Below are 22,954 nucleotides of genomic sequence, written 5' to 3' on the forward strand. Positions count from 1 at the left end.
ATTCCATAGCAAACCAATACAAATAACATACAAAAGGGTTAACAAAACTTCGTTTTTTATAAATTTGATAATTTTAAACATATAAAAAATGTAATTAATAAACGAAAACGATTAATTATAACATAATCTATACTAAAGGAAAATACTTAAACTATCAAAATGTATGGTTTATGTACAGTTTATTTTAACATTAAATTAGTTCTACATAGTAAAAAACTGATTTTAAAAAATTAATAATGTGCAAAAAAAGCAGAATTAACAATAATAACTAAAACGGTTTCGTTAGAATAAACTGATAAATAATTGTTACTAAAGTGTTTGAGAATAAATAAAAATAACGAAAAACCCAACTACTTAAAGGCTGGCTATTTAATTTTGATTGCAGTTGTTGAATAAATTGATAAATAATCAGCTTTGTCTAGCTAAATTCACCCACAATGTCATTTTTATGAAAAAAAGTCTATCTCCTAAAGTTGAAATATTGAGTGGGTGAGCGCAATGGTTTTCTGGGCGTAGAACAGCTACTTATTGTAGATCAAAAATATAAAGAGCAATTAAAAAAAGACATCTCTAAAGATGCCTTTTCAAGTTAAGTTGGTTAGTCAAATTAGACGAATCTAATTAGTTTGTTGCTTTTATGCTCTGCTATAACTAGGTAAACAAAACTTCAAAATTGATAGAAGATGCGCTGTTTTGGCTTTAATATTTTTAAAACATAAAACAAAAATTCACAACAAAACAAAATTAATTATTTGTGTGCTGATCATAAACATTAACACCACTACAATTTTGATACATTATAATGTAAAAAAACTAACCGTTTTAAAACTGCTTGTTTATTTAGTTGTGCTTATAATTTAAGAATATTAATTAAACATTTATACAGTCTAATTAATGTTCAAAAAAAATAAACCCGAGCTACTGTATAGCCCTTGTATAGTTTATTTTATATTTTTTAGTTTTTAAAGTTTAAAAAACAAAAATTAATAATTAGCTTTAGGGATAAATAACATAAAAATTCAAATTCATGAACAAAACCTATTATGACCCAGCAGACCTAAAAAAATTTAAAAACATCTCCCAATGGAACGAAGAACTCGGCCAAAAGTTTTTTGACTATTATGGAAAAGTATTTGAAGAAGGTGCACTAAGTGCACGTGAAAAATCCCTTATTGCCTTAGCAGTAGCACATGTTGTGAAATGCCCATATTGTATCGATGCCTATACTAAAGACGGTTTAGAGCGCGGAATCACAAAAGAAGAAATGATGGAAGCTGTACATGCAGGTGCTGCTATAGAAAGTGGCGCAACACTTGTTCACGGGGTGCAAATGATGAATAAGTACAATAAACTTTCTATGTAGATATGTTGAAAAAATCGTTGAAACAGCGGCAAAACGAACTGGCAAATACAGAACGACAGTTGGAAATTTTATCCAATGGAATCTTTGACAACAACGAACTACCAACATTTGTTGAATCCCTAAAAACTGTAAATGAATTTCCTCTGCAGCCCAATACCATTGAAATTTTACAAATCAACCTAGGCTATATGTGCAACCAGGTCTGTGCGCATTGTCATGTTGATGCCGGACCGGATCGAAAAGAAATCATGTCCAAAGCCACCATGATGCAATGTCTAGATGTACTGAAAAAATCGAATGTACACACCTTAGACCTTACTGGAGGTGCACCTGAAATGAATCCAAATTTTAGATGGTTCGTTGAAGAAGCTAGTAAAATAGGAGTGAACGACTTTATTGTGCGCTCAAACCTAACCATCATTATGGCCAATAAAAATTATAACGATTTACCAGCATTTTTTAAAAAACACAATATTCACGTGGTCTCATCTATGCCGCACTGGACCAAAGACAAAACAGATAAGCAAAGGGGGGATGGTGTTTTCAACAAATCTATTGAAGCCTTAAAAAAACTCAATAGTGCTGGTTATGGTCAAAGCGATTCGAAACTAAAATTAGACCTTGTCTACAACCCATCGGGCGCATTTTTACCTGCAGATCAGAAAAGCTTGGAGCTTGAGTTTAAAAAAGAACTTCAAGACGAATTTGGCATAAAATTCAATACCCTTTTTGCGATTACAAATTTGCCTATTAGCCGCTTCTTAGATTACCTTTTGGCGTCAGAGAATTATGAAGACTACATGCATACACTAGTAGAGGCCTTCAACCCCAGTGCTGTACAAAATGTGATGTGCAAAAATACAATATCTGTAAGCTGGGATGGGTATTTGTATGATTGTGACTTTAATCAGATGCTAAATTTGAAACTTAAGGGGGCTGTAGTGCATATTAAAGATTTTGATGAGGCCCTGTTGAATAAACGCAATATTCAAATTTCGCAACACTGCTACGGCTGTACTGCAGGAGCTGGAAGTAGTTGCCAAGGCAGTGTGACTAATTAAAATGAAAATGAAAATCCTAATTTTATTCTTTATGACATTAAGCTGGAGTACTTATGGACAAAAAAGCATTGATGAACTCATGGCTGGTTACAACTTTAAAGCCCCGTTTATCTCTGCCAAATCCTTGTACAAAGTTCAAACGACTAGCGTAGTTTTGGATGCAAGGGAAAAACAGGAGTACCAAGTAAGCAAAATTGAAAATGCATTGCATATTGGATATAAGAATTTTGATTTAAACGAGCTGAGGGATCTAATATCAGATAAAAACACAACCCTAATTGTATATTGCTCTGTTGGGGTTCGATCAGGAAAAATAGCAGAACAACTAATCGCATACGGCTACACTTCAGTATATAACTTATATGGTGGTATTTTCGACTGGGTAAACAAAGGGTATCCAGTCTATGACGATAATAAAAAGACAACAGAAAAAGTGCATGTCTTTTCAAAAAAATGGGGTGTATACCTCTCGAAAGGAAAAAAAGTTTATGAGTAATCAACTGATTATTATATTTGTACGCAATCCAGAGTTGGGACGCGTAAAAACGCGATTAGCCAAAGCTATTGGCGATGAAGCAGCACTCGAGACTTATAAAATCTTAACAAAACACACCGCAAAAATTGCCGCAAAAAGCACAGCAGACAAAATTGTATTTTATTCTCAATATGTTGAAGACAAAGACCCCTGGACATTACTAGAGTGCAAGAAAAAAAAGCAAGCAGAAGGCGACTTGGGTGATAAAATGTCCGCTGCTTTTGAACAAGCATTCAGCTTGGGTTACAAACAGGTAGTCATTGTCGGAAGTGACGTTTACAGTCTAAAAACAGAACACATCACAACTGCTTTTGCTCAACTCTCAAAAAAAGATGTAGTTATTGGACCGGCTGAGGACGGAGGGTATTATTTATTGGGCCTAAATTTTATGATTCCAGAACTATTTAAACACAAAAAATGGGGCAGCAGTACGGTTTTAGAAAACAGTTTAAAGGATTTAAAAAAATTCAACATCAGCTTGCTAGAACCGCTCAACGATATTGATCATTTTGAAGATCTCAAAAAAGAACCTCAACTTCTAAAACAATTAAATATTTATGGTTAAACTCATCAACGAAACGGTTACTTACCTAAAAGATAAAGGATTCGAATCTCCTGAAATTGGGATTATACTTGGTACTGGCCTTGGTCAACTCATCAAGGAGGTCGAGATCATAAGCGAAGTCAGCTACAACCACATTCCTAACTTTCCTACAGCAACAGTAGAATTTCATAAAGGCAAACTCATTTTTGGAAAAATTGAAGGCAAAACAACAATCGTGATGCAAGGGCGCTTCCATTTATATGAAGGCTACTCTTTGCAAGATGTTACCTATCCTGTACGCATCATGAAAGCACTTGGTGTGGCAAAGCTTTTGGTTTCAAATGCCTCTGGTGCCATCAATCTTAATTTTAAAAAAAGTGAGCTTATGCTCGTTGATGACCACATAAATTTACAAGGGGGCTCTCCCCTAGCCTTCAAAGGTGTTGAACTACTCGGTGAACGCTTTGTTGACATGAGTGCACCTTATGATCAAAAAATGAATGAGCGCTTAAAATCTATAGCTCAAAAAGAAGGAATTAAGCTGCACAGTGGTGTGTATACTAGTGTCTATGGCCCCCAACTCGAAACACGTGCAGAATACAGAATGTTGAAACTCATTGGTACGGATGCTGTGGGGATGAGCACAGTTCCCGAAGTCATTGTTGCCAATCATTTAGGCATTAAAGTTGTTGCTGTTTCAGTAATTACTGATGAATGCGATCCAAATCATCTCAGGCCAGTAGACATTCAAGATATTATGGATATGGCTGCTTTGGCTGAGCCCAAAATGATTATTTTATTTAAAGAACTAATTAAAACACTCTAAATGAGCTACTTAGAAACTACACACAATGTTTATAAAGCCGCAGCACTGAAGCCAGATGTTGGCCTGTGTTGTACAACCAATCCGATTTGGGAATTACCGGGTCTGAAGATTCCCAAAATCATGCAAGAAATGAACTATGGCTGTGGAAGTACAGTTCATGCGCGGGATTTGACCAATAACCCAAAAATTTTGTACGTTGGTGTGGGTGGAGGTATGGAACTTTTGCAGTTTGCTTATTTCAGTAGGCAAAAAAATGGCGTTATTGGCGTTGATGTTGTTGATGAAATGCTTGAAGCCTCGGCACAAAACTTCACTGAAGCAGAAGCCCTCAATCCATGGTTTAAAAAAGATTTTGTGCGCCTTGAAAAAGGAAATGCACTAGAACTTCCCGTGGACAGTAACAGTATTGATGTTGCGGCGCAAAACTGTCTGTTCAATATCTTTAAAACTGAAGAATTGAAAAAAGCGATTGCAGAAATGTTTCGGGTTCTTAAACCTCATGGCCGCTTGGTCATGAGCGATCCAACCTGCGAACAACCCATGAGCGATGAACTTCGCGAAAACGAACAACTACGTGCATTATGCCTAAGTGGTAGTATTCCCATTAATGATTATGTACGCATGCTCACCGACGCAGGGTTTGGTACAATTGAAATAAGAGCACGAAAACCCTATCGGATATTAGACCCAAAACACTATAATACCGACGAAATTATTTATATAGAGTCTATTGAAGTTGCAGCTATAAAAGACCCCATGCCTAGCGATGGGCCATGCGTCTTTACTGGCAAAGCTGCTATTTATTTTGGGAGCGATGATTATTTCGACGATAAAGCAGGTCATATACTCCTCAAAAATCAACCTTTGGCTATTTGTGATAAAACTGCTAAAGCGCTCAAAAAATTAAACCAGAAAGATATTTTTATAAGTAAATCAACCTTTCACTACGACGGTGGTGGGTGTTGCTAAATCAGCAAAATGAAATTTAGTATTGTCTTTTTTATCTACATAAATGTCTTGTTTGGATTTTCACAAAACATAAACCACCAGCAGTGGACTTCTCTGCTCAAGAAACACGTTTCTCCAAATGGAGCTGTAGATTATAAAGCCTTTCAAAAAGACCACAAAGCACTTAATGATTATATCAACTTTTTAAGTCTAAATGCCCCTAGTAAATTATGGAGTAAAACTGAAATTTTAGCCTATTGGATAAATGCATATAATGCCCTTACAGTACAACTTATCATTGAAGTATATCCGCTGAAAAGCATAAAAAACATTTGGCGGCCTTGGTCTAAAAAATTGATTGTGGTTGAGGGCAAAAAACTGTCTTTAGACACAATCGAACATGAAATATTGCGCAAAATGAACGAACCCCGAATCCACTTTGCAATTGTATGTGCATCAAAATCCTGTCCCAAACTACAAAACAGCGCATTTGAAGCTTCAAATTTAGATCTTGTGCTTGAGAACGCAACAAAGGAATTTATGAATGATCAAGAAAAAAACAGCATCAGCAAAAAAGTGGTAAACCTGTCAAAGATTTTTAAATGGTTTGCTGCAGATTTTCCAAAAAACAAAGCGTTTATAAAATTCTTAAACCGCTACAGTACAACTAAAATAGATTTGGATGCCAAAATCAATTTTTTAAACTACGACTGGTCCCTAAATGAATAGTCTTAGTGTCATAATTCCTGTCTTTAACGAAGCACAAAACATAAAGCGGCTTCTAGATTATTTGATTGAAAATAAACACGATGATGTTCCTACAGAGGTGATTGTCGTAGATGGCGGCAGCAGGGATGGATCTGTAGAGATTGTATCCGAAATTGCTTCAAAAAACAAAGACATACACATTTTAAAGTCCGAAAAAGGCCGTGCTAAGCAAATGAATATGGGGGCAAAAAAAGCAAAATACAAGATTTTATATTTTCTTCACGCCGATACCTTTCCGCCCAAAAATTACAATAAAATTATAAGCAAACACATTGGAAATGGAGCAAGTTCAGGGTGTTTTAAAATGAAATTTGATTCCCAGCATTGGTGGCTTGTATTTTCTGGATGGCTCACACATTTTAATTTAAAAATTTGCCGTGGAGGTGACCAAAGTCTATTTGTAACTAAGGAAGTGTTTAATCAACTCAATGGTTATGACGAAAGCTATCTAATTTATGAAGACAATGATTTTATAGCTAAGTTATACAAACATCATAAGTTTATTGTTTTGCCGCATTGGGTAACAAGCTCTGCCCGGCGGTACAAATCCAACGGGGTATGGCAACTCCAATATCACTTTTTAATAATCCACCTGAAATGGTATTTTGGCGCATCAGCAAAACAACTTGAAAACTATTATATCAAACATATTAAGTAACTTTAACGTTTGAAACTACAAATTATGACCCAAAAAAAAGACCCTAACCTTATTAAATGGGGTGTCAAATACTCCATAAGTGCTGCACTAGCAGGTATTTTATGCTGTGTAGCTCCCGCTGTTCTATTTATGTTTGGCCTTATGGGTGGCGTTTATGCCATTTCATTTGCTGATTTTTTTTATGAAGAAGATGGAAGTTCTGGTACTGGAGCCTGGATTTTAAAAATCTTAGCCCTATGCATTGGAATTTATGGTGTATACAAATTCAGAAAAAAACAAAACCAGTGTTCTATTGATCCTAAACGCAAGAAGAAAAACCTAATATTACTAAGCATTATTATTTTAATTCTCGGAATTGGCCTCTTTTTGAGTTTAGAAAAATGGTCAGCTTGGTATTTTGACGAATACATTGTGCCTGCACAACAAAAAGAATTGAACATAAAAAACTAAAGACTTTGAATCCCAAAATTAGAGTCATCATTCCTGCCTATAACGAAGCTAATGCGATCAATCATGTGATCAAAGCGATTCCTAAAAGTGTAGCTGAAATTGTAGTTGTGGACAATGGATCAGAAGACCTGACATCAGAAACGGCACGAAAAGCTGGAGCAACAGTACTGTTTGAACCCAATAAAGGATATGGGAATAGTTGTCTCAAAGGGTTGGAATATATTGAAAAATTAAAAGCACAAACAGATATTATTGTTTTTCTGGATGGCGACTACAGCGACTACCCCGAAGAACTTGATCAGCTCGTGGCGCCTATTGTAAAGGATAATATCGATTTTGTATTGGGGTCAAGAGTGCCTTCGCTCCGGGAAGCTGGTGCGATGCAACCACAACAAATCTTTGGAAACTGGTTAGCAACAATTTTAATGAGGCTGTTATTTAATGCCAAATTTACGGACCTTGGCCCCTTTAGAGCAGTCAAATATTCAGTGCTTAAATCTCTAAAGATGAAGGATAAAACATACGGTTGGACAGTTGAAATGCAACTCAAAATACTTAAAAATAGGTGTAGTTACCTAGAAATTCCTGTGCATTACAGAAATAGAATTGGTGTTTCTAAAGTGTCTGGTACTTTAAAAGGTAGTATATTTGCAGGGATTAAAATCCTAACATGGATTTTTAAATACAGTTTCAAGTAATGCTCTTAGAGTCTATCATCATTGTTGTATATTCAACAGCGCTCATCCTAATATTCATGTATGCGCTTGCCCAATTGAACCTACTGTTCAACTACTTAGGCGCCCCTAAGTCCAGCTCCCAGGATGAAAAATTCGATTTATCTAATCCAGATCAAGTACCATTTGTTACTATTCAGCTTCCAGTATACAACGAGATGTATGTAATGGAACGCCTTCTGGACAATATTGTCAAATTAGAGTATCCAAGTCATAAACTTGAGATTCAAGTCTTGGACGACTCGACAGATGAATCAATCGAAACCACATCAGAACAAATAACACGTCTACAAGATAAGGGGTTTAATATTCAACATATAAGAAGAGAAAATAGAACAGGTTTCAAAGCAGGAGCACTAAAGGAGGGTCTAACTGTGGCAAAAGGTGAATATATAGCTATTTTTGACGCCGATTTTCTCCCAAAATCTGATTGGCTAAAGCGTACTATTCCCTACTTCAAAAATGATAAAATAGGTGTTGTTCAAACACGTTGGGGACACATCAATAGGGACTATTCTGTGCTTACAAGAGTGCAAGCATTTGCACTTGATGCACATTTCACTTTAGAACAAGTAGGGCGAAATACAAAAGGCCACTTTATAAACTTTAATGGGACGGCAGGTATCTGGCGTAAGGAATGTATTATTGATGCCGGTAACTGGGAAGGCGATACACTGACCGAAGATTTAGATTTAAGCTATCGTGCGCAATTGAAAAATTGGGAATTCAAATATTTAGAGCATGTAGAAACCCCCGCCGAACTGCCTGTGGTGATCAGTGCCGCACGATCACAACAATTTCGCTGGAACAAAGGGGGGGCTGAAAATTTTAGAAAAATGATTGGGCGTGTATTTTCCAGCAAAAACTTATCTCTAAAAACGAAAATCCACGGCATGTTGCACTTGCTCAACAGTACGATGTTTTTGAATGTACTTATCGTGGGAATTCTAAGCATCCCAATGTTGTATATCAAAAATGAATATGCTCACTTGAAAGCTTATTTTTATGTGATGAGTTTCTTTGTTATAAGTACGCTCATATTTTTTATATGTTACTGGTATATGTACAAAAAGACACACGGTACTTCTCTAAAGAGTTTTGTACAATATATTGTGCTGTTTTTTACATTTTTTTCCATCGCAATGGGCTTCTCTTTACACAATTCTATCGCTGTTATTGAAGGTCATATTGGCAAACGAAGTGAGTTTGTTCGTACCCCAAAATTCAACATGAATTCGCTAACCGACAGTTGGAAAAATAATAAATATATTCGCAAAAAACCATCACTGAATGTTGTTTTAGAAGGGCTTTTGATGCTGTATTTTGCTTTTGGTATGTACAGTGCTTTTATTGTCGGCGATCAAGGTGGAGACTTTGGTTTATTCCCATTCCACTTGATGTTGTTTGTTGGCTTTGGCTTTGTGTTTTTTAACTCCCTCAAATCTAAAACTTAACATCCTTGACCATGATGTCAAGACCCCATACCAAAAACGCACGCCTCTTTTTTTTGAGCTGCATCCTATCGGCTCTTGTTTATTTTTACTTTTTACAATCAGTACAGCGGTACGAACATTTGAAACTAAGCCTTTGCGCGGCTTTGCTTTTTGCAGCCTACTATTACATATTAAAAACACTAAACAACAATACATTAATTCTGGGAGCAGGACTATTCTTTAGACTTGTGCTGTTATTAAGTATTCCGAATTTATCACAAGATTTTTACCGTTTTTTATGGGACGGACGAATGGTCCTGAACGGGCTAAACCCTTATTTGTTTACTCCAAAATCTGTCATCAACTCTAGTGAAGCCCTCTTTCCCCAAATACAACTACTGTATGAAGGCATGGGCCCCCTAAGCGCAAGACACTTTTCTAACTACCCGCCCATACATCAACTACCTTTTGTCATTACAGCTCTGATTTCCAGCACATCAATTCTAGGAAGTGTAGTGGGCTTGAGAATGATCATTATCTTAGCCGATATTGGGGTCTTTATTTTTGGAGTGAAACTACTGAAGACTCTAAAATTGCCAACTAAAAACATAGCCTATTACTTTCTGAACCCCCTAGTTATTATTGAACTGACTGGGAACCTACATTTTGAAGGGTTAATGCTGTTCTTTTTAGTTGCTGCTGTCTATTTTTTACAGCAGAATAAGATTCTTCGTTCGGGAATTTTTATGAGTTTTTCTATCCTTACAAAACTCATTCCTGTTCTTTTTCTACCTCTTTTAATACAACGGCTAGGACGCAAAAACTCCTTGCGCTACTTTGGTGTTATTTTATTGTGTTCATTACTGTTTACTTTACCCTTTTTTGAAGTTGAATTTTTAAAAAATTACAGCAATACTATCGGACTATGGTTTACGAATTTTGAGTTCAATTCTAGCATATTCGCTCTTAGCAAAAAACTGATGTTGCAGATTTTCAATCAAAATCTTATGAAGTATATGCCATTTATCGCCCCTTTACTCATGTCAATTGTACTGCTTTGTTTTGTACGTCTAAAAAAAACTACAACAGCAGGAATACTTCATTTGTTTTTATGGGTTTTGACCATCTATTATCTATGTTCCACAACGATACATCCTTGGTATATTTGCGCTTTAGTTTTGTTGTGTTGTTTTACTAAATACCGATTTGCTTTAGTATGGAGTGGCACCATCTTTTTGAGCTACTTTGCTTATCAGCAGGATTTAGTAAGTGATAATAGTTTGTGGGAAGCGGTGGAATATTTTAGTGTTGGAGCTTATATGCTGTATGAACTTAGCAACGCTAAGGGACTTAGAGCATCATCATCAAGCTAAGTTCTTGTGCCGAAAGGTGTTTCCAATGTCCTCTTGGTAAATCCTTTTTAGTAAGCGGCCCAATAGATACACAATCAATTTTTTCAATTTCGTAGTTAAAATGTGTAAAAATTGTTCGTAAAAGAGTATTGCCTGTATTTTTAATCTTAATTCCAATTTCATTCTTCTTAGCGCCTTCAACATAACTAATGGCTTCAACCCGAATGAGTTTCCCTTTGTGCTTAAAGCCTTCCTGAATTTGTTTAAGATGCTCAAACTGTAAAGGACTGTCTAGTGTTACTTGAAAAAGACGCGCCACGCCATGTTTGGAGTTCGTAAATTTAGCATGTAGCTTTTCGTCATTGGTAAATAAAATTAAACCAAGCGAATTTCTCCCCAAACGCCCAATGGGCCGAATTTTAGAAGACGTTGCCTTAGCAACTAAATCCATTACTGTTCGCCCTTTTCCTTCACTTGTAGTGGTAGCAAATCCTTTGGGCTTGTTCAATAAAACATAAGCCTTTTGCTCTGGGTTAATTCGCGCACCATCAAAACGAACGTCGTCATCTGGTTTTACTTTATAACCCATTTCGGTGACCACTTTACCATTCACAGTCACATTGCCAATACTAATGAACATATCAGCCTCTCGGCGGGAACAAATTCCCGAATTTGAAATAAATTTATTCAATCGAATACGTTGGGAATTCTCTTTATCCTTACTGACTGACGGTTTTATTTTATCTCTGTTTTTCACTAATACGGTTAATTTTTTTCAAAGGTACAGTATAAAATAGGATCTGTTGGCGCTGTTCCTAAAAAATCTTGTTGATTATTAATGCTGGGTCCAGTAATATGATACTCAAAACTCCTAAAAAAATCAAGAGTTTCAACATATTATGTGCAAGATTATAATGCTTGTGTGATATGGTAAGCCAAATTATAGATAAACAGATAATCAAGGTAAGAATTGAATATAGAAAAAAGTAGTCCATCAGGCCTAAATCAAAATTGAGCACTAAAAACAGGCTTACTGCTGTGTTGATCAAAACCATTAAAGTGAATATCCATTTGGTAAGACTCTCGCCATACACCACGGGAACTGTTTGGTAGTCTAGAGCCAAATCTCCTTTAATATTCTCTAAGTCCTTAATCAACTCGCGCATGGCAAGAATCAGAAACAAATAAAACCCAAAAACATAAATCAACGCATTGTAATTCTTAAAATAAAGAAAGATGGCAAAAAAAGGACTTATTGAAAGTAGGGCTGAACTAAGGTTACCTATTAGGGGCATTTTTTTTATTTTGTGGGAATAATACCATATTCCAAAAATATAAGTAATAAAAAATAAAACTGCACGAAAAGAAATTGCACTAGCCGCAAGTAAAACTAAAAAGTTCAAAATAACGTAAAGCTTGAGCTTTGTTTGCTGACTAACCATGCGGTCCAAAATAAATTTCTGAGGCCTATTTATTATATCTTTTTCTTGATCGTAAAAGTTGTTAATAATATAACCTGAGGCCACAGCTCCAATAGTCGCTAAAACTACTGCTAAGAGAAATGGATCCAGAAGGACATCAAAAATTGGGGTGTTTGGCGCTAATATAAATACAGACGTTAGGTATTGCGCAAGGATAATCAATCCAATATTGTAGCCACGGACAACAGAAAACATGCTAAAAACCTTTAGCAGTGTATGTTTAAAATTGGATTGCATCGGGCGTAGTTTAGAAGTTGTAAACGACCTCTAATTTATAGTCTGAAAGCGCTTTACGTGCCTTGTCAATATCTTCAGTAAACCCAAGAATATAACCACCACCACCTGAGCCACAAAGCTTCAAATAATAATCATTAGATTCAATCCCTGAAGCCCAGAGTTGATGAAACTTCTTCGGAATCATGGGTTTGAAATGACTTAAAACAACCTTAGAAAGCTGTTTAGTACTTTTAAAAAGAGTGTGCACATCACCAGCTAGAAACGCATCTACACAATGATCGGTATGTTTGATGAACTGATCTTTCAACATCGATCGGAAACCTTCTTGCTTCATTTTTTGCATAAAAATCTGTACCATTGGAGCCGTTTCGCCTACAACACCACTGTCCAAAAGAAAAACTGTTCCTTTTCCTGTAGTGTTTTGTGAGGGAATACCCGTAGCCTCAATTTGGTCTTGTGCAGAAATCAAAATAGGAAGACTTAAATAACTATTCAAGGGATCTAATCCAGAAGATTTACCGTGGAAGAACGATTCCATCTGCGCAAAAATAGTTTTCAATTTTAAAAGTTTGACACGTGTAAGATTTTCAAGAACAGTGACCTTTTCAGTTGCATATTTATCATAAATAGCCGCTACTAAAGCCCCACTACTGCCCACACCATAGCCTTGAGGTATAGAAGAGTCAAAGTACATCCCATTAGAAATATCTTTTTGCATTTGTTCAAAATTGAACTGCCCTACAGTATTGTCTAAGGTTTTTAAATATATTAAATATTCAGAAAGAATAGTATTAGACTCAAGGGATTCAGCCGAAGGGTTATGGTCAGACTTCAAAGCCCCTTTATAGAAATTATAAGGAATAGATAAACCCTTGGAATCTTTGATGATTCCATATTCGCCGAAAAGTAAAATCTTGGAATAAAAAAGTGGTCCTTTCATACGGTTTAATCAATTTTAAATACTAATCGCTTAGTGCAAGTCAAATATACTAAATTTTGATTGGTTCTGCACCTAGCCCAACATGATCAAGAATATACTGACCATTTTGGCAATAAACAGACAACTGATCTTTTATTAAGTGTTCAACTTCAGAGGTGTATTGTTTTGGATACAGAACATGTACATTTGCTCCAGCATCTAAAGTAAAGCATACAGGAATCTGCGTTGCTTTTCTAAAAGCCCATATGCTGTTTATGATTTCCAAAGTATTAGGCTTCATCAAAATAAAATACGGGTCGCTACTCATCATCATAGCATGTAAGCTTAGGGCTTCTTTTTCTACAATTTTCATAAACTCTTGAACAGCACCTGATTCAAGTATTGGAATCAGCTGGTCCATATGCGTGTGTGCTTGTTCAAAACGAGCCTTTGCGTAGGGATGATTATGCATCAAATTGTGGCCTACAGAGCTGCTCACTTGTTTCTCTCCTTTGTCGACCAAAAGAATTGCATCTTGATAGTCTTTAAAAACAGGGTGGACTTCAAACGGAAACTGAAAGCCTACTAAGTCTGAACTTCCCAAAATTGAATTGTGTTTTCCCCAAACCACCAATCCACCTTCGATGCTGCGGCAGGCACTCCCTGAGCCTAACCGAGCCAAAAAGGACGCCTTTCGTTTCAAAAACGCACTGTCCAAATCGACACAAATCAATTCCTCTAAAGCAACAACACAGATGGCCAAAGCACTCATACCAGAAGCCGATGAGGCAATTCCGGAACTGTGCGGGAATGTATTGCTTGTTTCAATATCGAAATGAAAAGACTTTAAAAAAGGTGCATAGGGCAGGATGCGCTCAAAAAACTGCTGAATTTTTGGTCTAAAATCAGCTTGTTTATTTCCATCCAAGAATACATCAAAAGAAAAATCGTCTGTCGATTTCGGTGAGTAACGTAAAATCGTATTTGTTTTGCAATTACTAAGAGTGAAGCTAATAGAGGGGTTAGCTGGAATTTGATGTGGTCTTTTACCCCAATATTTTACCAAAGCTATATTACTGGGCGAAGAGAATCCGATGGCACCACTGCCAATGTTTTTCGAGGGGGTATTAGGAATAAATTCTTCTACAAGCATAAAAATTTCGGTCTACTACAGCAAAGATACTAACTTCGATTTGTTTTTTTGTTATTTGCTCAATTCTTGTGCTGCCAAATATGCGCCGGTCCAAGCGTTTTGAAAATTAAATCCACCTGTCACACCATCAATATTAATGATTTCTCCGGCAAAAAACAGATTTTTAAACAACTTGCTTTCGTAGGTTTTAAAATTAATTTCTTTCAGGTCTATCCCCCCTGCTGTTACAAATTCTTCTTTAAATGTGCTTTTCCCATGAACCTGGAAAACAGCCTTAGTAAGTTGCTTTGAAAGCGATTGTAGTTGTAATTTATTCAAATCAGCCCAACGCAACTCATCAGCAATAGCAGCGGCTTGTACTAACTTAACCCACAACCGTTTTGGAAGTTCAAAAAGAGGGGTGTTGCGTACGAGTTTTTTGGATAATTCTAATTTATTTTTCATTAAAACCTCAAGACAAGAAGCGGCATCTTGTTGTATAAAGTTAATTTTAATTTCAAATTTATAATTTAATTGAGCGAGTTCTATTGCCCCAAAAGCAGACAGTTTTAAAATTGAAGGAGCGCTCAACCCTGAATGAGTAATCAACAATGGCCCTTCAGAATGTAAAGAAGTTCCCATCACTTCAACGGCAACGTCTTTTGCAACAACTCCAGGAATATCTTTAAGTCGTGGATCATCGATATCAAAAGTAAAAAGTGATGGCACTGCTGGCGAAATATTGTGCCCAAGAGACTGCAGCATCTGCCAAATTTTAGGATTACTCCCTGTTGCTATCATCAGCTTTTTACAATAAAAAACTTCTTTTGTTGTTTCAACGGCCCAAGAGTCGCCTGTTTGACCAATAGAACGAACCGCATGATTTTTTTTAAGCTTTATATCATATTTTTGACTCTGTTTAAGAAAACAATCTATTATGGATTGTGAAGAATTTGACTCTGGAAAAACTCGTCCATCATCTTCAATCTTAAGGGGGACACCACGGGATTCGAACCACGCCATTGTATCTCCAGTCATAAAAGAATGAAACGGTCCCTTCAGCTCTTTTTGGCCTCTGGGGTAATAAGATGCTAATTCGTTGGGTATAAATTCTGCATGGGTAACATTACAACGTCCACCGCCAGAAACTTTCACTTTGTTTAGTACAGATGTCCCGCGCTCCAAAATAGCCACGCTTAAGGCAGGATTCCGTTCGGCGGTATTGATCGCAGCAAAAAAACCAGCAGCACCACCGCCAACCACAAGCACATCATATTGTTCCATAGGTCAAAAATAATAAAAAAAGCTTCTCAAAGATGAGAAGCTTTTTTTGCTGTGCGGGCGGGGAGACTCGAACTCCCACACCTTGCGGCACTAGATCCTAAGTCTAGCGTGTCTACCAATTCCACCACGCCCGCTAAATCCTAATTTATAGGGACGCAAATATAAACAATAGTTTATAAATTCAAACTGAACAATAGAAAATTATTTAATGGCATTTCGTAATTTTGAAAAAAACAAAAAACCCATGAAAGGACTTAAAACTTATGTTGAAACGCACAAAGAACGATTTCTAAATGAACTCTTTGATTTACTTAAACTCCCCTCTGTAAGTGCCGATTCTGCTTATGAAAAAGACGTAATCGCAACAGCAAAATTTGTCGCCAAGAGCTTAGAAAAAGCAGGGTGTACCCAAGTCGAACTGTGTGAAACAAAAGGATATCCAATCGTTTACGCTGAAAAACTGGTCGACCCAAAACTCCCCACCGTATTGGTCTATGGACATTACGACGTTCAACCGGCGGACCCTATAGAATTGTGGGACTCACCTCCTTTTGAACCTCTTATAAAAACCACAGAATTACATCCTGAGGGTGCAATTTTTGCACGTGGTGCTTGCGACGACAAAGGCCAAATGTACATGCACATCAAAGCATTAGAGTTTATGACTTCCACAGACCAATTGCCTTGTAATGTCAAATTTATGATTGAGGGTGAAGAAGAGGTTGGAAGCGAAAACCTGGGTGCTTTTGTTGCAGAACAGAGCGAAAAACTCAGCAATGATGTTATTCTTATTTCAGATACAGGCATGATTTCCAAAGATACTCCTTCCATCACCACAGGACTGCGCGGCCTTAGTTACGTAGAAGTTGAAGTTACAGGACCAAATCGAGATTTGCACTCTGGAATTTATGGTGGTGCTGTCGCAAACCCAATCAATATTTTATCAAAAATGATTGCTTCACTACACGATGCAAACAACCGTATTACCATTCCTGGATTTTATGATAAAGTAGAAGAACTATCAAAAGATGAACGTGCAGCTATGGCCGAAGCACCCTTTTCGCTAGAGGATTATAAAAAAGCACTAAATATCGAGGCTGTATATGGTGAAAATGGTTACAGTACTAATGAACGCAATTCTATCCGGCCTACGCTCGACGTGAATGGAATATGGGGTGGCTACACAGGGGAAGGTGCTAAAACAGTCATTGCCAGTAAGGCTTACGCAAAAATTTCGATGCGCTTGGTTCCTAATCAAGACCACCACGAAATAACAGCACTTTTCAAAACGCATTTTGAATCTATCGCACCTGAGGGCGTTCGCGTAAAAGTCACACCACACCATGGTGGGCAAGGTTATGTAACTCCTATCGACAATATTGGCTATCAAGCTGCGTCAAAAGCATATTTTGATACTTTTGGTAAAAACCCCATTCCACAACGAGGTGGTGGAAGCATCCCTATTGTTGCTCTTTTTGAAGAACACCTAAAGAGCAAAACAATCCTCATGGGGTTTGGCCTCAATAGCGATGCCATTCATTCTCCAAACGAGCATTATGGTGTTTTTAATTACCTCAAAGGCATTGAGACCATTCCATTGTTTTACAAATATTTTGTGGATTTAAAAGAAAGTCGCTAATAGGCCCACAGACCTTATTGTTCGAAACCGAATTTTTTACGCTGTTTTTTACTCATATTGTTTACTACCATTTCGTAACTATGAGTAATAAGTTCTAAAATAAATTTTGGTGAGAGCTCATTCGTGTCTAATTGAATCGTATTCCAATGTTTTTTATTGGCGTGAAAACCAGGGAGGATTGAGTCAAATTCACTCCTCAATTCCAAAGCGTATTCTGGATCACATTTCAAGGTGATGGATGCAGCACCTCGCTCCCAATGACTTAGAGGACAAAGAGCAAATATTTTGCCCAGTACTTTAAATACAAGAGTATCTTGATCGAAAGGAAATTCTTCTGTTGTTTTAGGTTTTTGCAAACAAAATAGACGAATGTCTTCAATAGTCATAAAGTCTTTTATTAATCGTAAAGCATGTAAAGAACTGGCTTGCTCGGAGAAGCATCGTTTTGAAATGGTGCAATTAATAGATTCAAAATATATTTACCGTCTTTGACACGGTTAGGAACATAAATCAATTCAGTAATCGTGGCTTCCATGCGCACATCGCCATCAACATCCCAAAAGGCTTTGTGGGCCAATAACTGACCATCGTCGTTTTCTTTATCTACACTAGGCATATCCACCAATAGGTGTTTCACCCCCTTAGTTCTTAAATACACTGCCGCAGCTTCAGACAGATAAGGCGGGTTAGAATTTGCATATTGTCGATTTAGCTTGTCTTTGGTATTGGGTAAGGTACGGATTACTACAGCTTCGCGTTTTTTATTACCAATAGCATAGCGCAGTTGTTTTTCAGAGATGACCAAATCTTCTCCATTCTTTTCAGGGACAACCGTGATGACCTCAGCAACAAATAAAAACTGTTTTAGGCATGAATTGATACTGTGCACCTCTTCAGTAATATGACCTACACACTCGGTATGTGTCCCATGAGCATGCGGATTAAATTCAATAGAATTAAAATTGACCGAGGCGCCACTTTTGACACTACCTGTCCAGTTTTTAATGACCGCTGGATAAATTTTAGGTGGGGGCAAATACCATGCATTGACGTTGTCTTTAGCCGCCCTTAAGGGGATTGAAATATCAATAGGTTGATCTACAAAAATAGTGTACGTTCTGCTGTTGGCATGGATAATGGCTTTCATAAAATGAAGATTTCACTAAATTTAATAAAAATTTACAGCATAAATAAATCTGAGGCAATACCATCACACAAAAATTTTCCTTTTTGGGTAGTTTTTAAATGATTTTGGTCTAAAATCAGCGTTTTGGCATCAAAATGTTTTTGAGCATTTTTTAGAAGTTGTGTTTGAAAAGCAGTTCCATATTCTTTTTCGATACGATCTAATGAAACGCCCCAAATGGTACGTAGTCCGGTCATCAAATATTCGTTAAAACAATTTTCTGGAGTTAGAATTTCTGATGTTAGTGGCAAATTATCATTGGCCAAGGCATTGATGTATTTTTTATTGTTGGAAATGTTCCAAGATCGCTTTTTACCATCAAAAGAATGCGCCGATGGGCCAAGACCGAGATAAGGTTTACCTAACCAATAACTACTGTTGTGTTTGGAAAAATAGCCCGGTTTACCAAAACTACATACTTCATAATGAGTAAACCCCGCTTTGGCTGTTTCATCTACTAAAATTTGAAAATGTGCGGCCGCCACAGCATCATCCATGGGGGGATGTTGGTCTGTTTTTATAAAATGTTCTAAAGCTGTTTTTGGCTCTACCGTAAGCGCATAACTCGACAAGTGGTTTAGCCCCAAATCAAAGGCAATTTGAAGGTTCTCTAGCCACCGCGTATTAGTCATTTGCGGCATCCCATACAGCAAATCTATAGTGATATTATCGAAGTATGGCGTTGCCAATTGAATACATTTATGGGCTTCCTTGGCGCTATGAGCACGATTCATTAGTTTCAAATCTTCATCAAAAAAAGATTGGATTCCGATGCTCAGCCTGTTTATTGGCGTTTCAGAAAGCATTATGAGTTTATCTTCTGTAAAATCATCTGGATTAGCTTCTAGCGTAATTTCAGCATTTGGCGATACTTGGCAGTAAGTTTCGATAGTTTGAAAAATAATGTTTAAATCATTTGTCGTTAGTAAAGACGGTGTTCCTCCACCAAAATAAACAGATTCAAAAACTACTGGGCTCAACTCTTTTGCTCTAAGCTGAAGTTCTTTGCAAAGGGCCTCAATAAAATCTTGCTTATGCTTTTGGTTGGTAGAAAAATGAAAATTACAATAATGACATGCTTTTTTACAAAAGGGAATATGTATGTAGAGTCCTGCCAAATGAAAGTTTATTTATTTACTCTTTTTTCATTTTGCTTGACAAAAGCACTCCATCCGGTATAGCTTTTCCCAGCAGTCACTTTACCCGCATTATAAAAATGGCAAACTGCAGCGGCCAAGCCATCTGTAGAATCCAAGTTTTTAGGTAATTCTTTCAGTTGCAAAAGACTTTGCAGCATTTTGGCCACTTGTTCTTTACTGGCATTTCCATTGCCAGTAATCGCCATTTTAATTTTTTTTGGCGAATACTCCGTAATGGGAATTTCTCTAGACAGTCCAGCAGCCATAGCTACTCCTTGGGCACGCCCCAACTTGAGCATACTTTGTACATTTTTTCCAAAAAACGGAGCTTCAATCGCAATCTCATCCGGGTTGAAAGTATCAATAAGTTCTATGGTGCGTTCGAAAATGAGCTTTAACTTCAAATAATGATCGCTGTATTTTTTGAGTTGCAATTCATTTAATTGTAAAAATTCCATGGTTTTGCCTTTGACTTTAATCAAACCAAAACCCATTATTGTAGTTCCGGGATCGATCCCCAAAATAATTTTTTCGCTAGTATTTGATGTGGCCATAGTAATGTTGGATTATACCATAGTAGCTATTTGGCGTTTAAAATAATGGGTAATACAAACTCGACTTGTACGTGTTGTCCTCGTTTAATGGCAGGGTAAAGGGTAGGTAAATCGTTTAGCGCAGATCTCAAAACTGTTTTTAAATCTGCTGTTGAGCGGTCTTTTGTAGTGTGAGTTGCTACTTCAGAAAGCCTAAGAACTCCTGTAGTAGAAACTAAAAACCGTACATCAATAGTATCTGTTACAAAGGGCAACACAACATTCTGATTTTGCTGTAAAACTTCAGAAACATAAGTCGACAGTGTGTTTTCAAAACAGATTTTATTTTCATTAAAATTGATGATGTCCTCACAGCTTTCAAAACTTGGGAATTGATCTACTTCATTCCACGAAAATGTTTTTAATTCTTGTTCAAGAATTGATTGTGAATCCATTTTCTTTTTCTCAAAATAAGAACAAGAACACAGGAAAAACGATAAAAAAAGCAGTATTACTGAGCGCATTGGTTTGTTGTAAACACTAAAATTACGCTTTTAATTTCAACTGTAAAAATCCAGATAAAAACTAGAAGGACTAATATATTATTTGTTGGCTCTTAAATTTGGCGCGCCAGCCATGATTTCGGCATTGGCATAAGCTTCATATTGCTTGAAATTATCGACAAAAGATTGAGAGAGTTGATAAGCAATTTTATAAAACCCATCGTCATTGTTCCATGTTTTTCTAGGGCTCAAAACTGCTGTTGCGACATTGGGGCAAACCCGTGGCTGTAGTACGCCAAAAACAGAGTGAATATGATAATTATCTTTGTTGGCGGCCTCCAAAGAACCATCCATTGCCGCCGCAATCATGGCGCGCGTATGCTTGAGTGCCATACGCGCTCCTATACCGTATGGCCCACCTGTCCAACCTGTATTGACCAACCAAACGGTAACGCCTGAAGATTTCATTTTGGCGCTCAACATTTCGGCATATTTAGTGGGATGAAGCGGCATAAATGGCGCCCCAAAACAGGCCGAAAAAATAGGTTTCGGCTCATTGATTCCCGCCTCTGTTCCAGCCACTTTTGCAGTGTAACCAGAAATAAAATGATATGCCGCTTGACCGGGTGTAAGTTTCGAAATGGGGGGCAACACACCAAAAGCATCGGCCGTTAAGAAAAAAATATTTTTTGGATTCCCCCCTATAGAATTGGGTTGAATATTTTGGATGTGGTGGATGGGGTAACTCACCCGCGTGTTGGGGGTGATGCTTTTGTCTGTAAAATCGACATTGCCGTCTTTATCCATAACGACATTCTCCAAAATTGCCCCTTTTTTTATGGCGTTATAAATGTCTGGTTCTTTGGATTTTGACAAGTTGATGACCTTGGCATAACACCCACCTTCAAAATTAAATATAGTATTTTCGGCCGTCCAGCCATGCTCATCATCGCCAATGAGTTGACGTTCTGGATCTGTAGATAATGTGGTTTTTCCTGTACCAGAGAGTCCGAAAAATATGGCTGTACTTCCATCTTTTCCAACATTGGCACTGCAATGCATGGGCAAGGTATTTTTGTATACAGGAAGAATAAAATTAAGCGCAGAAAAAATCCCTTTTTTGATTTCTCCGGTATAGCCAGTACCCCCAATAAGGGCTATTTTTTTTGTAAAATTCAATATCGCAAAGTTGTGCTGTCGTGTACCATCTTCTTTTGGAATGGCCATAAAACTAGGCGTATTGACAATCGTCCACTCGGGAATAAAATCTTCAAGTTCTGAAGCACTAGGACGCATAAACATATTATAAGCAAAAAAGTTGCTCCACGGATATTCATTAATGACCCGTATATTGACCCGATACTTGGGGTCGGCACAGACATAACTGTCACGAACATACAATTCCTTATCATTGAGGTACGTAATTACTTTGGTGTAGAGCTTGTCAAAGGCGGTTGGCGAGAATGGAATATTGATATCCCCCCACCAGATTTTGTCTTTGGTAATGCTGTCTTTGACAATAAAACGGTCTTTGGGTGAACGCCCTGTAAATTCCCCAGTATTGATGGCGAGCGCACCAGAAGAGGCCTCAACACCTTGTTGGAGTGCTATGGTTTGCTCGTGCAAATGTGCTGGTGAAAGTTGATAGTAAACTGACGTTGAAGTTATTCCGAGTGCTTTTAACGAAATCGTTTTCGTAACTTGGCGTACGTTTTCCATAAAAAATGAATTACATTAAAGAAGCAAAGTTAAATATTCTTTTAAAAACAGCTTAGAAATTAACTAAAATTTATTTTTTAATGTATGATAAAACAAAACTCCCCAAGCACTAATCAGGAATAACCCACCTATGGGTGTTATGGGGCCAAAAAACCCAAAATCTATGGGGGTTAGCGTGTTGGTAGACAACAAATAAATAGAGCCCGAAAACAGCACTACCCCAATAATAGTGAGCCAAAAAAGACGACTTTTTTGAGCCGGTGTCAGCTGTGGTAGAAGCCCAACCACAAAAAGAAAAAACGCATGGTACATTTGATAACGCACCCCCGTTTGAAAACTTTCTAAGCTCGATACGCTAAGCGCAGAACGCAGTCCGTGTGCGGCAAAAGCACCCAAAACTACAGCAATAAGCCCTAGCAGACTTGCCGAAATAAAGATTTTCTTTTCCATATTTATGTTTAACAATTCAAATGACTAACTTAGGGGCAAAAGTAACAATTGATACAGTAA

General features: G+C 37.2%; 25 protein-coding genes and 1 tRNA gene. 13 read left to right on the forward strand and 13 right to left on the reverse strand.

What is annotated here, in order from left to right:
* Positions 1-1,027 precede the first annotated feature (1,027 nt).
* The 12 genes from FORMA_RS04125 to FORMA_RS04180 are packed head-to-tail and all read left to right on the forward strand — an operon-like array spanning position 1,028 to position 10,693.
* Positions 1,028-1,363 carry an arsenosugar biosynthesis-associated peroxidase-like protein gene (locus FORMA_RS04125; protein ID WP_069674464.1) on the forward strand — a complete coding sequence of 112 codons (336 nt, stop codon included), beginning with the start codon at positions 1,028-1,030 and terminating at the stop codon, positions 1,361-1,363.
* Between the two features lie 2 nt (positions 1,364-1,365).
* Positions 1,366-2,424: an arsenosugar biosynthesis radical SAM (seleno)protein ArsS gene (gene arsS / locus FORMA_RS04130; protein ID WP_069674465.1), complete on the forward strand. Its 1,059-nt coding sequence runs from the start codon at positions 1,366-1,368 to the stop codon at positions 2,422-2,424.
* 7 nt (positions 2,425-2,431) lie between these two features.
* Positions 2,432-2,920 (forward strand): rhodanese-like domain-containing protein, encoded by a 489-nt coding sequence (locus FORMA_RS04135; protein ID WP_197500780.1) that lies wholly within the window; start codon positions 2,432-2,434, stop codon positions 2,918-2,920.
* Entirely contained in the window at positions 2,913-3,524 is a 612-nt protein-coding gene (locus FORMA_RS04140; protein ID WP_069674467.1) for a TIGR04282 family arsenosugar biosynthesis glycosyltransferase, read from the forward strand. Before FORMA_RS04135 ends, FORMA_RS04140 begins: the two co-directional genes overlap by 8 nt.
* Positions 3,517-4,329 carry a purine-nucleoside phosphorylase gene (locus tag FORMA_RS04145; protein ID WP_069674468.1) on the forward strand — a complete coding sequence of 271 codons (813 nt, stop codon included), beginning with the start codon at positions 3,517-3,519 and terminating at the stop codon, positions 4,327-4,329. Before FORMA_RS04140 ends, FORMA_RS04145 begins: the two co-directional genes overlap by 8 nt.
* Positions 4,330-5,298 carry an arsenosugar biosynthesis arsenite methyltransferase ArsM gene (gene arsM / locus FORMA_RS04150; RefSeq protein WP_069674469.1) on the forward strand — a complete coding sequence of 323 codons (969 nt, stop codon included), beginning with the start codon at positions 4,330-4,332 and terminating at the stop codon, positions 5,296-5,298.
* Positions 5,299-5,307: 9 nt separating this feature from the next.
* Positions 5,308-6,006 carry a DUF547 domain-containing protein gene (locus FORMA_RS04155; protein WP_069674470.1) on the forward strand — a complete coding sequence of 233 codons (699 nt, stop codon included), beginning with the start codon at positions 5,308-5,310 and terminating at the stop codon, positions 6,004-6,006.
* The gene (locus FORMA_RS04160) at positions 5,999-6,703 is read left to right on the forward strand and encodes a TIGR04283 family arsenosugar biosynthesis glycosyltransferase (protein WP_069674471.1); all 705 of its coding nucleotides are present in this window, start codon (positions 5,999-6,001) and stop codon (positions 6,701-6,703) included. The genes FORMA_RS04155 and FORMA_RS04160 overlap by 8 nt, the downstream gene beginning before the upstream one ends.
* A gap of 24 nt (positions 6,704-6,727) precedes the next feature.
* The gene (locus FORMA_RS04165) at positions 6,728-7,153 is read left to right on the forward strand and encodes a hypothetical protein (RefSeq protein ID WP_069674472.1); all 426 of its coding nucleotides are present in this window, start codon (positions 6,728-6,730) and stop codon (positions 7,151-7,153) included.
* Between the two features lie 5 nt (positions 7,154-7,158).
* Positions 7,159-7,851 carry a glycosyltransferase family 2 protein gene (locus FORMA_RS04170; RefSeq protein WP_069674473.1) on the forward strand — a complete coding sequence of 231 codons (693 nt, stop codon included), beginning with the start codon at positions 7,159-7,161 and terminating at the stop codon, positions 7,849-7,851.
* The gene (locus tag FORMA_RS04175; RefSeq protein ID WP_069674474.1) at positions 7,851-9,341 is read left to right on the forward strand and encodes a cellulose synthase family protein; all 1,491 of its coding nucleotides are present in this window, start codon (positions 7,851-7,853) and stop codon (positions 9,339-9,341) included. The genes FORMA_RS04170 and FORMA_RS04175 overlap by 1 nt, the downstream gene beginning before the upstream one ends.
* Before the next feature lie 11 nt (positions 9,342-9,352).
* On the forward strand, positions 9,353-10,693 hold the full coding sequence (locus FORMA_RS04180) for a hypothetical protein (protein ID WP_069674475.1): 1,341 nt from the start codon (positions 9,353-9,355) through the stop codon (positions 10,691-10,693).
* Here the strand turns inward: FORMA_RS04180 and FORMA_RS04185 are convergent.
* From FORMA_RS04185 to FORMA_RS04210, 6 genes are all read right to left on the reverse strand, one after another.
* The gene (locus FORMA_RS04185) at positions 10,671-11,429 is read right to left on the reverse strand and encodes a pseudouridine synthase (RefSeq protein ID WP_083236553.1); all 759 of its coding nucleotides are present in this window, start codon (positions 11,427-11,429) and stop codon (positions 10,671-10,673) included. The genes FORMA_RS04180 and FORMA_RS04185 overlap by 23 nt on opposite strands.
* A 58-nt stretch (positions 11,430-11,487) precedes the next feature.
* Entirely contained in the window at positions 11,488-12,390 is a 903-nt protein-coding gene (locus tag FORMA_RS04190) for a geranylgeranylglycerol-phosphate geranylgeranyltransferase (RefSeq protein WP_069674476.1), read from the reverse strand.
* 10 nt (positions 12,391-12,400) lie between these two features.
* Positions 12,401-13,330, reverse strand: a complete 930-nt coding sequence (locus FORMA_RS04195) for a mevalonate kinase family protein (protein WP_069674477.1) — start codon at positions 13,328-13,330, stop codon at positions 12,401-12,403.
* Positions 13,331-13,379: 49 nt separating this feature from the next.
* Positions 13,380-14,462: a diphosphomevalonate/mevalonate 3,5-bisphosphate decarboxylase family protein gene (locus tag FORMA_RS04200; protein WP_069674478.1), complete on the reverse strand. Its 1,083-nt coding sequence runs from the start codon at positions 14,460-14,462 to the stop codon at positions 13,380-13,382.
* 51 nt (positions 14,463-14,513) lie between these two features.
* Positions 14,514-15,725 carry an NAD(P)/FAD-dependent oxidoreductase gene (locus FORMA_RS04205; RefSeq protein ID WP_069674479.1) on the reverse strand — a complete coding sequence of 404 codons (1,212 nt, stop codon included), beginning with the start codon at positions 15,723-15,725 and terminating at the stop codon, positions 14,514-14,516.
* Between the two features lie 52 nt (positions 15,726-15,777).
* Positions 15,778-15,859: transfer RNA gene (locus FORMA_RS04210), tRNA-Leu, on the reverse strand.
* Positions 15,860-15,969: 110 nt separating this feature from the next.
* Between FORMA_RS04210 and FORMA_RS04215 the strand changes: the two genes are divergently transcribed.
* Positions 15,970-17,364, forward strand: coding sequence for a dipeptidase (locus FORMA_RS04215; protein ID WP_069675440.1), 1,395 nt, complete (start codon positions 15,970-15,972; stop codon positions 17,362-17,364).
* Between the two features lie 14 nt (positions 17,365-17,378).
* On the opposite strand, the gene FORMA_RS04220 is transcribed toward FORMA_RS04215, so the two are convergent.
* From FORMA_RS04220 to FORMA_RS04250, 7 genes are all read right to left on the reverse strand, one after another.
* Complete coding sequence (locus FORMA_RS04220; protein ID WP_069674480.1) at positions 17,379-17,750, reverse strand: MmcQ/YjbR family DNA-binding protein; 372 nt, start codon at positions 17,748-17,750, stop codon at positions 17,379-17,381.
* A gap of 11 nt (positions 17,751-17,761) precedes the next feature.
* Positions 17,762-18,511, reverse strand: a complete 750-nt coding sequence (locus tag FORMA_RS04225) for a cyclase family protein (RefSeq protein WP_069674481.1) — start codon at positions 18,509-18,511, stop codon at positions 17,762-17,764.
* 32 nt (positions 18,512-18,543) lie between these two features.
* On the reverse strand, positions 18,544-19,668 hold the full coding sequence (gene hemW, locus FORMA_RS04230) for a radical SAM family heme chaperone HemW (RefSeq protein ID WP_069674482.1): 1,125 nt from the start codon (positions 19,666-19,668) through the stop codon (positions 18,544-18,546).
* 8 nt (positions 19,669-19,676) lie between these two features.
* Positions 19,677-20,243 (reverse strand): crossover junction endodeoxyribonuclease RuvC, encoded by a 567-nt coding sequence (ruvC, locus tag FORMA_RS04235; protein WP_069674483.1) that lies wholly within the window; start codon positions 20,241-20,243, stop codon positions 19,677-19,679.
* A 26-nt stretch (positions 20,244-20,269) separates the two neighbouring features.
* A complete protein-coding gene (locus FORMA_RS04240) occupies positions 20,270-20,677 on the reverse strand; it encodes a hypothetical protein (protein WP_083236554.1) in 408 nt (135 codons plus the stop codon).
* Positions 20,678-20,824: 147 nt separating this feature from the next.
* Positions 20,825-22,444, reverse strand: coding sequence for a phosphoenolpyruvate carboxykinase (ATP) (gene pckA, locus FORMA_RS04245; RefSeq protein WP_069674485.1), 1,620 nt, complete (start codon positions 22,442-22,444; stop codon positions 20,825-20,827).
* A gap of 63 nt (positions 22,445-22,507) precedes the next feature.
* On the reverse strand, positions 22,508-22,894 hold the full coding sequence (locus FORMA_RS04250) for a DUF423 domain-containing protein (RefSeq protein WP_069674486.1): 387 nt from the start codon (positions 22,892-22,894) through the stop codon (positions 22,508-22,510).
* Positions 22,895-22,954: the final 60 nt, after the last annotated feature.

The organism is Formosa sp. Hel3_A1_48, from assembly GCF_001735715.1.
In the GTDB taxonomy this organism is placed as follows: domain Bacteria; phylum Bacteroidota; class Bacteroidia; order Flavobacteriales; family Flavobacteriaceae; genus UBA3537.

What these genes read in the sequence shown, in the direction of transcription:
- FORMA_RS04240 (WP_083236554.1), bottom strand. Translation starts at nt 20,677, where the DNA reads ATGGATTCACAATCAATTCTTGAACAAGAATTAAAAACATTTTCGTGG.
- arsM (WP_069674469.1), top strand. Translation starts at nt 4,330, where the DNA reads ATGAGCTACTTAGAAACTACACACAATGTTTATAAAGCCGCAGCACTG.
- pckA (WP_069674485.1), bottom strand. Translation starts at nt 22,444, where the DNA reads ATGGAAAACGTACGCCAAGTTACGAAAACGATTTCGTTAAAAGCACTC.
- arsS (WP_069674465.1), top strand. Translation starts at nt 1,366, where the DNA reads ATGTTGAAAAAATCGTTGAAACAGCGGCAAAACGAACTGGCAAATACA.
- FORMA_RS04165 (WP_069674472.1), top strand. Translation starts at nt 6,728, where the DNA reads ATGACCCAAAAAAAAGACCCTAACCTTATTAAATGGGGTGTCAAATAC.
- FORMA_RS04145 (WP_069674468.1), top strand. Translation starts at nt 3,517, where the DNA reads ATGGTTAAACTCATCAACGAAACGGTTACTTACCTAAAAGATAAAGGA.
- FORMA_RS04140 (WP_069674467.1), top strand. Translation starts at nt 2,913, where the DNA reads ATGAGTAATCAACTGATTATTATATTTGTACGCAATCCAGAGTTGGGA.
- FORMA_RS04175 (WP_069674474.1), top strand. Translation starts at nt 7,851, where the DNA reads ATGCTCTTAGAGTCTATCATCATTGTTGTATATTCAACAGCGCTCATC.
- FORMA_RS04225 (WP_069674481.1), bottom strand. Translation starts at nt 18,511, where the DNA reads ATGAAAGCCATTATCCATGCCAACAGCAGAACGTACACTATTTTTGTA.
- FORMA_RS04190 (WP_069674476.1), bottom strand. Translation starts at nt 12,390, where the DNA reads ATGCAATCCAATTTTAAACATACACTGCTAAAGGTTTTTAGCATGTTT.
- FORMA_RS04250 (WP_069674486.1), bottom strand. Translation starts at nt 22,894, where the DNA reads ATGGAAAAGAAAATCTTTATTTCGGCAAGTCTGCTAGGGCTTATTGCT.
- FORMA_RS04195 (WP_069674477.1), bottom strand. Translation starts at nt 13,330, where the DNA reads ATGAAAGGACCACTTTTTTATTCCAAGATTTTACTTTTCGGCGAATAT.
- FORMA_RS04220 (WP_069674480.1), bottom strand. Translation starts at nt 17,750, where the DNA reads ATGACTATTGAAGACATTCGTCTATTTTGTTTGCAAAAACCTAAAACA.
- FORMA_RS04155 (WP_069674470.1), top strand. Translation starts at nt 5,308, where the DNA reads ATGAAATTTAGTATTGTCTTTTTTATCTACATAAATGTCTTGTTTGGA.
- ruvC (WP_069674483.1), bottom strand. Translation starts at nt 20,243, where the DNA reads ATGGCCACATCAAATACTAGCGAAAAAATTATTTTGGGGATCGATCCC.
- FORMA_RS04125 (WP_069674464.1), top strand. Translation starts at nt 1,028, where the DNA reads ATGAACAAAACCTATTATGACCCAGCAGACCTAAAAAAATTTAAAAAC.
- FORMA_RS04200 (WP_069674478.1), bottom strand. Translation starts at nt 14,462, where the DNA reads ATGCTTGTAGAAGAATTTATTCCTAATACCCCCTCGAAAAACATTGGC.
- FORMA_RS04205 (WP_069674479.1), bottom strand. Translation starts at nt 15,725, where the DNA reads ATGGAACAATATGATGTGCTTGTGGTTGGCGGTGGTGCTGCTGGTTTT.
- FORMA_RS04180 (WP_069674475.1), top strand. Translation starts at nt 9,353, where the DNA reads ATGATGTCAAGACCCCATACCAAAAACGCACGCCTCTTTTTTTTGAGC.
- FORMA_RS04215 (WP_069675440.1), top strand. Translation starts at nt 15,970, where the DNA reads ATGAAAGGACTTAAAACTTATGTTGAAACGCACAAAGAACGATTTCTA.
- FORMA_RS04160 (WP_069674471.1), top strand. Translation starts at nt 5,999, where the DNA reads ATGAATAGTCTTAGTGTCATAATTCCTGTCTTTAACGAAGCACAAAAC.
- FORMA_RS04135 (WP_197500780.1), top strand. Translation starts at nt 2,432, where the DNA reads ATGAAAATCCTAATTTTATTCTTTATGACATTAAGCTGGAGTACTTAT.